8 protein-coding genes and 3 pseudogenes are annotated in these 12,700 nt (G+C 57.6%); 3 read left to right on the top strand and 8 right to left on the bottom strand.

Translation table 11 applies throughout. The annotated features are described in order from the left end of the window. Window positions 1–142 precede the first annotated feature (142 nt). From citG to O1Q98_RS19140, 8 genes and pseudogenes are all read right to left on the bottom strand, one after another. Window positions 143–1,048 carry a triphosphoribosyl-dephospho-CoA synthase CitG gene (gene citG, locus O1Q98_RS19175; RefSeq protein WP_278142465.1) on the bottom strand — a complete coding sequence of 302 codons (906 nt, stop codon included), beginning with the start codon at window positions 1,046–1,048 and terminating at the stop codon, window positions 143–145. Window positions 1,049–1,120: 72 nt separating this feature from the next. Next, window positions 1,121–2,641, bottom strand: coding sequence for a citrate lyase subunit alpha (gene citF, locus O1Q98_RS19170; protein WP_125261329.1), 1,521 nt, complete (start codon window positions 2,639–2,641; stop codon window positions 1,121–1,123). 26 nt (window positions 2,642–2,667) lie between these two features. Further along, a pseudogene (gene citE, locus O1Q98_RS19165) lies at window positions 2,668–3,559 on the bottom strand (citrate (pro-3S)-lyase subunit beta). Next, window positions 3,559–3,848, bottom strand: a pseudogene (gene citD / locus O1Q98_RS19160) (citrate lyase acyl carrier protein). The pseudogenes citE and citD overlap by 1 nt, the downstream one beginning before the upstream one ends. A 23-nt stretch (window positions 3,849–3,871) precedes the next feature. Beyond that, window positions 3,872–4,921, bottom strand: a pseudogene (citC, locus tag O1Q98_RS19155) ([citrate (pro-3S)-lyase] ligase). A gap of 40 nt (window positions 4,922–4,961) precedes the next feature. Continuing rightward, window positions 4,962–5,840: a fumarylacetoacetate hydrolase family protein gene (locus O1Q98_RS19150; RefSeq protein ID WP_278142464.1), complete on the bottom strand. Its 879-nt coding sequence runs from the start codon at window positions 5,838–5,840 to the stop codon at window positions 4,962–4,964. 298 nt (window positions 5,841–6,138) lie between these two features. Beyond that, window positions 6,139–7,383 (bottom strand): MFS transporter, encoded by a 1,245-nt coding sequence (locus O1Q98_RS19145; protein WP_125259958.1) that lies wholly within the window; start codon window positions 7,381–7,383, stop codon window positions 6,139–6,141. 64 nt (window positions 7,384–7,447) lie between these two features. Next, on the bottom strand, window positions 7,448–8,539 hold the full coding sequence (locus O1Q98_RS19140; protein WP_125259995.1) for a 4-oxalomesaconate tautomerase: 1,092 nt from the start codon (window positions 8,537–8,539) through the stop codon (window positions 7,448–7,450). A gap of 159 nt (window positions 8,540–8,698) precedes the next feature. Between O1Q98_RS19140 and O1Q98_RS19135 the strand changes: the two genes are divergently transcribed. The 3 genes from O1Q98_RS19135 (at window position 8,699) to O1Q98_RS19125 (ending at window position 12,669) form a co-directional block, all read left to right on the top strand. Next, window positions 8,699–9,625 (top strand): LysR family transcriptional regulator, encoded by a 927-nt coding sequence (locus tag O1Q98_RS19135; RefSeq protein WP_125259959.1) that lies wholly within the window; start codon window positions 8,699–8,701, stop codon window positions 9,623–9,625. A gap of 145 nt (window positions 9,626–9,770) precedes the next feature. Continuing rightward, complete coding sequence (locus tag O1Q98_RS19130; RefSeq protein ID WP_125259960.1) at window positions 9,771–10,841, top strand: MBL fold metallo-hydrolase; 1,071 nt, start codon at window positions 9,771–9,773, stop codon at window positions 10,839–10,841. A 598-nt stretch (window positions 10,842–11,439) separates the two neighbouring features. Next, window positions 11,440–12,669 carry a hypothetical protein gene (locus O1Q98_RS19125; RefSeq protein ID WP_125259961.1) on the top strand — a complete coding sequence of 410 codons (1,230 nt, stop codon included), beginning with the start codon at window positions 11,440–11,442 and terminating at the stop codon, window positions 12,667–12,669. The last annotated feature ends 31 nt before the right edge of the window (window positions 12,670–12,700 follow it).

Genomic DNA, 12,700 nt, shown 5'->3' with positions numbered 1-12,700 from the left:
CGTATTAAATACCAGCAACCATCCTTTAGCATACATCGGTATACCGACAGGCCACGTTCTTCCGGGCGTGGCGCACATGGCTGTCGCACCTGGATATCGCACATGGATAGCGGACATAAGATGTCGCACACCGCAGCCGGGATTACCACGCCGGATAACCGGCCAGCAGCCAGGTCAGTGCCAGCAGGTCGGCACTGCCGCCCGGACTCAGGTTTTGCGCAATCAGCGTCCTGTCCATCGCCTCAAGCCCCGCCACCGTCACCCCGGCGGATAACTGCTCCCGCGCCAGACGCTGCACCAGCGACAACCCTGCCAGCCCGCCGCGCGACACCACGTTGGTATCGCCGTTCTGCGCCATCAGCACCACCAGCGTGTGCAGCAGCGCCTCGCGCTCCGGCACACCCCGCGCGCGCGCCGCCAGGTACGCCGGCAGGCTGTAGCGCCGCACCGTGGCAAAGCCGCTCGCCGCTTCACCCCGCGCCCCCGTCAGCCCGTGCTCACGGTACAACCGCTCACCCGCCGTCACCGCCGTGCTGCCACCGGCCAGCTCCGTTTCCACCAGCCCCGCGCTCATCTGCGCCACGCTGCCACACAGCGATGCGCGGCTCAGGCGCTCGCCGCGCCCCGCCAGCCAGCCCGCCGCGCTGCACACCAGACCAAAGGCGAAAATACCGCCCTTGTGCGTGTTCACCCCGCCTGTCGCCGCCTGCATCGCCTGCTCCGCCGCCAGCCCCACCGGGCGCACCCGCGCCAGCAGCTGCGACAGCGGCAGGTGGCGATGCTGCCAGCCGGCGGCAGTAAAGCGCGCAAACCACGGCGACAGCGCCGCAATGCTCGCCTCGAACGTGCCCATGTCCATGTCGCGGTGCGCGCCGCTGTTGGCCGCGTCCACCAGCCCCGGCTTCGGCGTCAGCTCCACCTCGTGCGTCAGCGCCGCCACCACCCGCCGGTGGATGTCCGGCAACCCGCCCGGCTCATCCACCTCGCCGGTCAGCGCCTCAGCGACCGTCAACCCCGCCAGCACCGCTGCGCTTGCTCTGGTTTTCATCTCTGGTTTTATCTCTGGTTTTCATCTCTGGTTCTGGGGTGAGGCCGCATCGTCTCACTCATACGCCTGGGCTCAGTCCTTTACCTGACGCACCACGTCAATCACGCTGCCGTCACGGTAGCGGATCACCCCCACGATGCGCTCGTGGAACTCAATCGCCTTCGGCTCGCCCGCCAGCGCCACCGCACGCTGGTACAGCTCGTCAATCGACATCACGCTCAGGCCCGCCGCCGTCAGCCGTGCCGCCACCTCCGGGCGCAGCGGGTTCACCGCTATCCCGTGGTCCGTCACCAGCACGTCTATCGCGCTGCCCGGCGTCACGCACGTCGTCACCTGACGCACCACCGTCGGAATGCGGCTGCGTATCAGCGGCGCCACCACTATCGTCAGGTTCGCCGCCGTCGCCACGTCACAGTGACCGCCCGACGCCCCGCGCATCACCCCGTCCGACCCGGTGATGACATTCACGTTGAACTGCGTGTCGATTTCCAGCGCACTCAATATCACCACGTCCAGCTGGTCGCAGCACGCCGCCTTCGCACTCGGGTTCGCGTACACGTTGGTCGAGATTTCCACGTGCTGCGGGTTCTTCGCCAGCGATGCCGCCGCGTTCGCGTCAAAGCACTGCGTGTCCAGCAGCGTCTCTATCAGCCCCTTCTCGTGCAAATCCACCAGACTCCCGGTGATGCCGCCCAGCGCAAACCGCGCCACCACGCCCTGCTTCTGCATCCGCTCTTCCAGAAAACGCGTGCACGCCGTCGAGGCCGCCCCCGAGCCGGTCTGCATCGAGAAGCCGCTCTTAAAGTACCCCGAGTGCTCGATAACGTCCGCCGCCCGCCGCGCTATCAGCAGCTCGCGCGGGTTGCTGGTCACGCGCGCCGCCCCCACGCTGATTTTCGCCGGGTCGCCCACTTCGTCCACCGGCACCACAAAATCCACCTGGTCCTGCACGATGCTCGCCGGCATGTTCGGGAACGGCACCAGGCTCTCCGTCAGCAGCACCACCGTCTTCGCATACTGCGCATCCACCATCGCATACCCCAGCGACCCGCAGCGCGATGTCCCCGACGTGCCGTTGGCATTGCCGAACTCGTCGCTCGCCGGTACCCCGAGAAACGCCACGTCTATCGTCAGCTCCCCGCTCTGCAGCAGGTGCACCCGCCCGCCGTGCGAGTGGATTTGCACCGGCTCTGCCATCAGACCGTGCGATATCGCGTCCGCCAGCCTGCCGCGCATCCCCGAGGTGAAGATACGGGTGATGACCCCGTTGCGGATGTGCTCTATCAGCGGCGCGTTGCAGGTCATCAGCGAGCTCGACGCCAGCGTCAGGTTTTTAAACCCCATCCGGGCCAGCGTCTCCACCACCCGGTTTATCACCTTGTCCCCTTCGCGGAACGCATGGTGGAAGGAAATCGTCATCCCGTCCGTCAGCCCGCTCTTGCGTACCGCCTCTTCCAGGTCGGCACACAGCTTGCGCTCGTGCTTCGCCGTCAGGTCGTCCAGCCACGGCGTGGCGCTGTTCGCCCCCGTAAACGGGCGCAGCTGGCCCAGTCGCGCATACTGCTGTTGCAGTGCTTCTATCATGTTGCTCATCATTCCAGTCCTGTCTGTTCCGCGCCTTACTTGCGCACGCCGGACGCACGCGCCCGCTCGATGACCCGCCGCGCATGGTCGATTATCGGCGCATCTATCATCTTGCCGTTCAGCGATATCACCCCCAGCCCGGCCCGCTCACCCTCCTGCGCCGCCTCGATGACCAGATGGGCGTAGTCCACCTCGTCCTGCGTCGGCGCATAGGCGTTGTGCAGCAGCTCTATCTGGCGCGGGTTAATCAGCGACTTGCCGTTAAAACCCAGCCGGCGTATCAGGTCCACTTCCTTCAGAAAGCCCGCCTCGTCGCTCACGTTCGAGTACACCACGTCAAACGCGTCGATACCCGCCGCCCGCGCCGCATGCAGCACCGCGCAGCGCGCATAGAACAGCTCCGTGCCGTCGCCGCGCTCGGTCTGCATGTCCATCACGTAGTCGAACGCCGCCAGCGCAATGCCAATCATGCGCTCGGACGAGCGTGCTATCGACACCGCGTTAATCACCCCGACCGCCGACTCGATGGCCGCCATGATGCGCGTCGAGCCCACTTCCCCGCCCGCACGCCTTCTCGATACGCGCCAGATGGTGCTCCAGCTCGTCCACGTCGTCGGTGGAGTCGGTCTTCGGCAGGCGTATCACATCCACCCCGCCGCGCACCGCCGCTTCCAGGTCTTTCAGGCCGAACGGCGTGTTCAGCTGGTTGATGCGCACCACGGTCTCAATCTCGCGGTACATCGGGTGTTGCAGCGCGTGGTACACCAGCAGCCGCGCCGTGTCCTTCTCGCGCAGTGACACCGCATCCTCCAGGTCGAACATGATGGAGTCAGGCTGGTAGATGAAGGCGTTGGACAGCATGGCGGCATTCGCCCCCGGCAGGAACAACATACTGCGCCGCAGTCTTTTCGGTTCGGTCGTGCTCATCACAGCTTCTCCCACGCTATCTCGTCAATACCGGCAGCGCGCAGCACCGCACTCTGTACCCGGGCGCGTATCACACAGTCCAGCGCCCCTTGTCGTCCACCACCACCGTGCCGGACGTCACGCCCAGCCGGTGCAGCGTCTCGTCCACCACCTGCCGTATCTGCCCGCCAAACTGCTTGATGACCTCGCTGTTGATGACCACGGTCAGCGCACCCTCGGCCGGCGCCACCTTCACCAGCAGGTCGCTGGACTCGAAGGTGCCCGCCAGGGCTTCCTTGATTATATTCATGGTGTGTTTTACCTGCTTGATACCTAAAAACGCGTTACGCGCAGGCGAGCTCGCCATAGCGCTGTAACTGCACAAATGTGGTGGCCGGCACCCTCGCGGATAGCCTCAAACTCCCGCTGCGCCAGCAGCCGCCTCACCTCCGATGCCGATATCGCCTGCCCCGCCGCCTCCCGCGCGCGCTCGATTTCCACCACCTCCAGCGCCGGCGCCGCCACCCGGCCCGGCTGCTCCAGCCAGTGGTGCATCGCCGCGTTGTAGTGCCGCGTCACCGGGCAGAACGGCTCGGTGCCGACAAAACGCCGCGTGATACCCAGCGCCGGGGCGATGTAACGCCGGAAGATAATCAAATCCAGCGCCGCGTGCGCCTCGGTGATGCGCTGCGCCTCCTTGAGAAAGTACCGGAAAGGTCGCCTTCGATATCAGGTAGTGCGACCGGCATGCACCGTCAGGTTCGGGATGTGTGACACCCCCTGCTGCACCATCGCCAGCCGCTCGCTGAACGGAAAGAACGACGCATCCTCGCGCACCACGAAGATATGCAGCCAGTCGCACGCCGCTGCCGCCTGCTCCGCCAGATAGCGGTGCCCCAGCGTGAACGGGTTGGCGTTCATCACGATGGCCCCGATGTGCGCCCCCGGCTTCGCCTGCGACGCCAGCGTCTGGCAATACTGCCGGATGCCTATCGGCGTGTTCTCCATCAGCACCGCCTGGTCCTCGTAACAGGCCAGCGGGTAAAACCCGCAGCCCCGGAACACCGGCACATTGCAGGGCCGCGTGTAGAGAAACAGGTGGAACAGCCCGCGTCCGGCGGCAAACTGCACCACCTCGTTGACTATCGTCACCCCCAGACTCAGCTCGCGGTAATCCGGGTCAACCGCCACGCACTTGATGGTGCTCGCGCACAGCCCGGCGCACGCCACCACGCGCCCCTGGTGGCGGCCCACCACAAAAAATTCGATATCGTCGTCCAGGCCCAGCTGACAACGCGCCAGCAGCGGCCCGACGTCCGTCAGCACCCGGGGGTGGCGCGCCACCTCGTGGGGGGTAAATGTCACACTCTCATCGGCATACATGGGGGTATCCTGCTGGTTGCTCGCGGCCCGACCGGGCGACTCAGTGACCGACGGCCACGGCCTGACGCGCCCTGACCGGCCGCGCGGCTTCGCCGATGGTGTTACGCAGGTGGCCGACATGCTCTATCTCCACCTCGATGCTGTCACCCGGCTGCATGAACAGCGGCGGATTACGCTTCTTGCCCACCCCGCCCGGCGACCCGGTAATGATGACGTCACCGGCACTGAGCGCGGTGAAGGTGCTGATATACTCAATCAGGTCGGCCACCTTGTGGATCATGCTCGCCGTGGTGTCATCCTGCACCATCCGCCCGTTCAGGTAGGTGCGGATGGCCAGCGCATGCGGGTCGGGGATTTCGTCACGGGTGGTCAGGTACGGCCCGAACGCGCCGGTCTTCTGCCAGTTCTTGCCCGCCGTGAACCAGTTGTGCTGCCAGTCACGCGCCGAGCCGTCCATGTAGCAGCTGTAACCGGCGACAAACCCGAGCGCCTCGTCGCGGGCAATGTTCTGCCCGTCGCGGCCAATGATGACCGCCAGCTCGCCTTCGTAGTCAAACTCGCTGGAGTAGTGCGGCTTGAGCACCGGGGTGCCGTGGCCGGTCTGCGAATCCGGGAAGCGCACGAACAGCGTCGGGGCCGGGTTCAGCTCGTTGAACTCCTTGCGCTTGTCGGCGTAGTTCATGCCGACGCAGAGGATTTTGGAGGGCGAGACAATCACCGGCAGAAAGGTGACGTCGGCGACGGCCACATCCGGGGTCTCTCCCTGGAAGGCGGCGGCCACGTCGAGCGCGTCGGCGGCCAGCAGCGCTTTGAGGTCGGGGTAACGCTCACCCAGACGACGGCCCAAATCAATCAGCCCGGCGGAGGTGTAAATACCGTAACTGTTGTTGCCCTGATGGCGATAACTTGCAAGTTTCATAACAACACCTGAAGGTGGTGGGATTCATGATGTATGCCGGTTGAGGCAATATGTTTCATCAACCGGCAAGCCTGATTTAATAATGGCCGAATAACCCAGCTGTTTTTATGGCGTGATATTTAATTGATAAAAAACCATCTCAATCGCATTGTTAAATACACCCGTCACACGGCAAATTACAGGTACATTGGCTTTATTATCCGGCCTATTTCCCGGCCTTACCCTTTCAGGGCCAACGCAATTTGCATTATTTAGGATATAAAGCGCGATATCTATTTCCGCTGACAGCATGGTTTTATTATTTATTACTCTGCGCTGCGACCAGATTGACACGATGAATGCCATTCAGATATGTCGCCACAAAAATACCGCCAATTAACAGTGTAATAATAAACGCCGTCATCCCCAGCCAACCGGCGGAAGAGAAAATAAGCCCATTGCAGTAACCGACCACGGAACCGCCCATATAGTAGAAGAACAGATATAACGCCGTGGCCTGTCCGCGCGCATGGGTCGCATTTTTACTGACCCAGCTTAAGCCGATAGAGTGGCAACCGAAGAAGCAGCCGGTAAACAGAATCGCACCGATGACAAACGCAGGCAGGCTCGCGGTTAACGTCAGCAGCATGCCGCCAATCATAATCATAAACAGTGCGGATAATACCTTCAGCGCACCGTATTTTTGTGACAAGCGACCCGCCTGTGGTGCGGTAAAAAAGCTCATGACAAAACTAAATGAAATCAACCCGGCATTGGCATGAGAGACATTAAACGGCTCGCGCGCCAGATGGAACGCCAGATAGTTATACAGCGAGGTAAACACACCAAAAATAATGAAGCTCACCACGTACATTAACGAGAGTTTTTTGTTTTTAAAGTGTGCCATCGCGCCTTTGGCAATAGAAGAAAAGTTCAGGCTGTCACTGGCGTTAAAGTTTTTCGATGCAGGCAGCAATACGGAAACCAGCAGTGCGGCGAACATCAGCGTACAGGCAAAGCCGTAGAAGATGACATCAATAGAGGCATGGCCGATTAACTGGCTGGCAATCACTCGCCCGGACATGCCGCCAATTGAGTTGCCAAACACGAAATACCCCGTTACCACACCAGCCACTACCGGCGCGACCTCTTCACTGATATAGGCAGTGGCAGCAGCGGCAATACCGCTTAACGCCAGACCAATCACACCGCGCAGCATCACCAGCAACGCCCAGGATTTTACCAGCGGGCAGATGAGCGTCAGTAAACCGCCCAGCATCAGCGAGACAACAATCAGCCGTTTGCGGCCATAGCGGTCGGCCAATGTGCCGGTAAATAATAATCCGATAGCCAGCATCGCGGTTTCTGCGGACAAAATAATACTCACCTGACTGACGGGAATATCATAATCCTTCGCCAAGACCGGTAATAATGGCTGAATAAAAAATAAGGATGCCAGTTCAGCCAGGCCAGAAAATGCCAGCGCGAAAATCACTCGCAGGTATTGAGCAATATTAACCTGCTTATCCTGTCGATCAGGCGTCGGTGTCTGAATTGCACTCATAATAACCTCACAATATATTTGTAGGGATACAGGGAAATAAAATTAACGATTACATTCTTTATTTTTAAATATCTTCAACATCCAGAGCGTATGCAGGAACAAATACATTACCAACAAATAACTTCCTTGCGGTGCGAATCACGGAAGCGCGAATATCTTCATGGCGCTCACCGTTTTTCATTAATGAAACGGCGATTTTTCCACTCGGGTGCTCAATCGTGACCTCGTCTAAAAAAGCGTGACGGTGTTCTTCGCCCAGCACATCCTGCGCCACGCTGCCTTCTATGACGCAGGCGGTAGAAATACCGATGGAGCCGGTGATCGCCAGCGAACGATGGCAGTTATGCGGCATGAAATAGCGCACCTGAATTGTGCCACCGGCAACCGGTGGGCTGAGTAATACCGGTTTGGGGATAACCATGTTGCTGACATCGCCAAGCCCCATCGCCTGGCCTGCCTGTCGGCGGAGCTGTTCCAGCCGCTGCATAAAGGCACTGTCTGACTCCAGCGCCTGCGGCGATTCACTGCCGGTTTTATCCAGCGAACGGGCATCAATAAGCACCATCGGCATCGCCATATCAATACAGGTGACGCTGATGCCAGCAAACACATCGCGCACCTTCCCGGTGGGAAACAGTTTGCCGGTTTTGCTGCCTGCCGAGTTGAGGAACGTCAGGCCCACCGGCGCGGCATGGCCGGGAACGCCGTCAATTTGGGTTTCGCCGTCATACTCCACCCGTTGGTGTGGCGTGTGAATATCCGCATCGACCAGCGTACCGGTGTTCAGGTTACGGATCCGCACCCGTGTACGCGGGTGGCGGGCGTCAACCAGCCCATGCTCAATGGCAAACGGCCCGACGGCGCACAGCATGTTGCCGCAGTTGGGCGTGGTATCCACCCGGCGCTCTTTGACCATCACCTGGGCAAACAGGTAATCGACATCGGCCTCGGGGTGAGTGGAGCGGCTGACAATCGCCACCTTACTGGTTTGCGGCGCACCGCCGCCAATGCCATCAATTTCCAGCTCATGGCCGGAGCCCATCAGCGCCAGCAACACCTCATCGCGCTGCTGGCGGTCTTGCGGCAGGTCGCTGGCTAATATCACCGGCCCCTTGGACGTGCCGCCGCGCATCAATACACAGGGAATCTTTACCATCACGTTTTCTCACGACTTGACTGCTTTGATGGCGCAAGCATCCCACAGGCGTATCCATGACTCTAATGTCAAAAAAATAACGATTAATTCGTTTCTTGCATTAATAATGCGCCCGCGACAGATTATCGTGTCAGCCAACCTGTCAGGAGGAAAAAAGCGATGCAGCATGAACTTCAGGGCATCAAGGCATTTGTCAAAATTGCGGACACCGGGTGTTTTACCAAAGCCTCGGAGTTGTTGCATATTTCGCAACCGGCGTTAACCCGGCGTATCAAAAAGCTGGAAGAGAGCCTCGGCGCGACGCTGTTTGAGCGTTCAACGCGCCGGGTCAGCCTGACGGCCGTCGGCAAAAGTTTTCTGCCTAATGCGCGCAACCTGATTGATTTTTATGAAAATGCCATTCTGAACATTCAGGAAATGGCCTCACACCAGACCGGCTTTGTCACGCTGTCGTGCATTCCCACCGCCGCGTTCTATTTTCTGCCGGCGGTGATCCGCAACTACAACGAACACTACCCCAATATCCGCATCCGCATACTGGAACACAGCGCAAGCGACTGTCTCGATGCCGTGCTCAATGGAGACGCGGATTTTGGTATTAATATGATCAACGTCACACACTTCAATGTGGAGTTCACGCCGCTGGTCAATGAGCCGTTTGTGCTGGCCTGTCGGCGCGATCATCCGCTGGCAAACAAGTCGCTGGTGATGTGGGAAGACCTGGCGGATTACCCGCTGATTGGCGTGCGGCGCTCCAGCGGCAACCGGCTGTTAATCGAGCAGGCGCTGGAACAGAGCGCCTGGAAACCGAACTGGTTTTATGAAGTGCGCCATTTATCAACCTCGCTGGGTATGGTCGAGGCCGGACTGGGCATTGCCGCCGTGCCAAGCCTTGCCATGCCGCGCGATGAACACCATGTGCTGGTGAGTAAGCCGCTGATTGAACCGGTGGTGCGCCGAACGCTCGGCGTGGTGCAACGCAAAGACTCGCCGTTAAGCCCGGCGGCCGAGCGCTTTAAAGAGATGTTGCTGCACCTGTGGTCAAATGAGAAAAACAGCCCCTGGATAGGCAAATTCAACCTCTGAACACCCGCTGCGCGGCCATCAGGCCGCACAATAGGCACCGACAGTCTTGATAAGAACATGCTATTGGTCATCTTCAGTTTTCGTCACGTCTGCTGCCTATGCGTGACCGCAACATGCCTTACGCTATCGCCTTTCAGGAGGGCCCATGCCGGATAACATGACATCACACTACTCGCCTGCGACCGGGCGTTTTTCTAATCCGCCCTCATCCGGCCAACACCCGGTGCAAGCCGCCCGCCTGAGCCTGTGGCAAACCCTGTCACTCCTGTGGCGTCTTGGCTTTCAGCGCCGGGGCCGCGCTCCCGCCCATCGGCTGGTGCAACACACCCCGGATATGCCCGCCTTTTTACGCCCTGACGCTCGCCTGAAATTCATCTGGTTTGGGCACTCGACGCTGCTGCTCAATCTGGATAATACCCGCATCCTGATTGACCCGGTGTTCTCCGCCAGTGCCTCGCCGTTGAGCCTGATGTTCCGCCGCTTCCAGCCGCCGGTGTTGTCAGTCGATGCGCTGCCTGCCATCGATGTGATTTTGCTGTCGCACGATCATTATGATCATCTGGACGCCAAAACGATCCGCGCCTTTCGCCATACCCACACCCGCTTTATCGTGCCGCTCAAGGTGGGCCAACACCTGCGCAAGTGGGGTATTGCCGCTAACCGAATTGATGAGCTGGACTGGAGTCAATCCACGCGCGTGGGGCCACTGACCTTCACCGCCACCCCGTCACACCACTTCTCCGGGCGCAGCCTGTCGGGGCGCAATACCACGCTGTGGGCGTCCTGGGTGATTCAGGGGCAGCGAGAGCGCGTCTTCTTTAGCGGCGATTCCGGTTACGGCGAGCATTTCCGCGCCATCGGCGAGCGCTTTGGCCCCTTCGATGTGGCGTTTATGGAGAACGGTCAATATAACGAGCGCTGGCCAGACTCCCATATGCACCCGGCACAGACCGTACAAGCCGTCATCGATGTAAACGCGCGCCAGTTCATGCCTATTCACTGGGGCATGTTCGCACTGTCGTTTCACGACTGGGCCGACCCGGTGCGTGACAGCAGCCAACTGGCGCGGGAGCAGGCCCTGCCAGTCATCATGCCGATGCTGGGCGAAGTGGTGACGCTGGGCGAACCCACGCTGACCCACGCCTGGTGGGAGAAAAGCATCACCACGGCACCACGGCAATGCGACGTCAGGAATACCGTACAGGATATGGAATAACCGGGGCTAATGTAGGATGCACATGCCAGCACTTCTCAATGATGGGTGCTGGCTTTTTCATGTAAATCATCTCTTGCTTAACTTAGAACCTCTCTAAATAGGATTGTGTAACGCTCCCACTCTTGGTAGGTAAAAGCGATGTCTTCACACCATTAATGTGACTTATCATCCGCAGACTTATATTTACACCGTAAATATGTTAATTCAGTGGAGTAATACAAAATTCATGAGCCGCGCATTAGATGCTGCGTTTAATTCTCACCCTAACCATATTGACGATGATGAAAAGAGCACACTGCTGAAAAATCTGAATAACGAGTCCCTGATAGCAAAAAATCGATGTTATGACGCATCCATGATTGGGTAGAGATATCTGTTAAATGCCATTTAAAACTTAAAATACATTATTTTGATCTTGATGCTGTTTTCCAATTTTAATTATGTTTAATTATATAAAATCGTTATTTTTCTAACACAGATTTCTTTTCCATTGGACTTCCATCCCTGTTGGTGGCAGCATAAAAACGTTACCTCTCCGTTGTTAACACTGAGAGCCTCACCCCATCCACTAGAATCAATGCATAGGTAGATCATTAATATGTCTATTGATATCGAAGCCAATTCCAAATCTGAAAATAATGGCCCCGGCATCTGCTTCCTGTTATTACTCATCCTTGGCGGAGTCGTTTTCTTTATTCCCGAAAGCATTGTTTTTGCCTTGCCTGTCGTGATTGGAAGTTCTTTCCTCTATTTTATCTGGTATCTCATTTCACAAAGATATCTAGGTAATATTCTGGGTAGCATGATAATCAGTGTAATTCTAATGGGCATCGCCGCAGCCATTCCTGTCATCGGCTGGATATTATTGCTTATATGGATACTTTACAATATAGCAAAAACATTTGAGAGTATAAAAACGTTACTACCCGATGCTCTCTATAGTACAGTTTTATATGGGTGTTTACTCTTCCCGGCCATTCAGAACATAGCGATGACCAAGACATATACCATCGCGTGTGGCGTAGTTTACGTTATTACGGCGGTACTCTACTGCTCCCGATTAACACAACAGGCCGCTAACACTAAGCAAAGCATTTTTTATTTCTCAATCATGTGGCTTTCGGTTCCGTTTATTGCCCTTATGTTTATCTCAATTGTGGCCTCTCTGCGAGCGGCATTCAGAACCGTTTTGACACCGGTACAAACCGTAGTCAAAACCCCACAGAATGTCTCAGCACATATGCGGGGTGGCGTTCATGTCAACGCCTATACCCGGACAGTGACTACCATTCAACATAGTGTGACCTCGCAGACAATGCCAGGGATCGGTGTCGTTGGTGCCTCTATGGTTGGCTCCGTATCAGAAACAAGCACGCCTACGCCAAAGCAGGCATTACCCTTACCTGTAAATACACCTGACGAGGGGGAGTTAGCACACTATGTAACGAATAAAGATCACAGTTTCTATCGCTACGACGGCCTAAATCCGAAGAAAATAAGTAACTTCATTCAGGCCGTAAATAGGCGTCAATCACTGCCGCCATTAGCTGAAGAGGCCGTCTTGTTTTACTACGATGAAACAGTTTTTGGTCAGGGCGATCATGGTCTGGTATTAACCGATGAGGGTGTTTACTGCGTGCTGGGTAAGTTATACGAAACGTTCTATGCCCGTTTTAATGATGTTAGCAAGGTAGCCATCTCGGGGTCATTTAACAAAAAAATTATCCTGCACATGAAAAATGGCCGGAAAAATACTATTGAACTGACCCAGTCAAATGCAGGGGCTAAGAAAATTTATGCGCTTCTAAGCATTGCGGTACAGCAGTAAACGCCGGTGCAATCGTGGTTTGACCGTATTA

It is taken from the genome of Dickeya lacustris, assembly GCF_029635795.1.
GTDB lineage: Bacteria > Pseudomonadota > Gammaproteobacteria > Enterobacterales > Enterobacteriaceae > Dickeya > Dickeya lacustris.
The sequence above is the reverse complement of the archived record's forward strand: the minus strand, read 5'-3'. Positions and strand labels throughout refer to the sequence as shown.

Bases quoted from the DNA above. Each gene is read 5' to 3' on its own strand.
- O1Q98_RS19140 (WP_125259995.1), bottom strand. From the start codon at position 8,539: ATGGTAAAGATTCCCTGTGTATTGATGCGCGGCGGCACGTCCAAGGGG.
- O1Q98_RS19130 (WP_125259960.1), top strand. From the start codon at position 9,771: ATGCCGGATAACATGACATCACACTACTCGCCTGCGACCGGGCGTTTT.
- O1Q98_RS19145 (WP_125259958.1), bottom strand. From the start codon at position 7,383: ATGAGTGCAATTCAGACACCGACGCCTGATCGACAGGATAAGCAGGTT.
- O1Q98_RS19135 (WP_125259959.1), top strand. From the start codon at position 8,699: ATGCAGCATGAACTTCAGGGCATCAAGGCATTTGTCAAAATTGCGGAC.
- citF (WP_125261329.1), bottom strand. From the start codon at position 2,641: ATGAGCAACATGATAGAAGCACTGCAACAGCAGTATGCGCGACTGGGC.
- O1Q98_RS19125 (WP_125259961.1), top strand. From the start codon at position 11,440: ATGTCTATTGATATCGAAGCCAATTCCAAATCTGAAAATAATGGCCCC.
- citG (WP_278142465.1), bottom strand. From the start codon at position 1,048: ATGAAAACCAGAGCAAGCGCAGCGGTGCTGGCGGGGTTGACGGTCGCT.
- O1Q98_RS19150 (WP_278142464.1), bottom strand. From the start codon at position 5,840: ATGAAACTTGCAAGTTATCGCCATCAGGGCAACAACAGTTACGGTATT.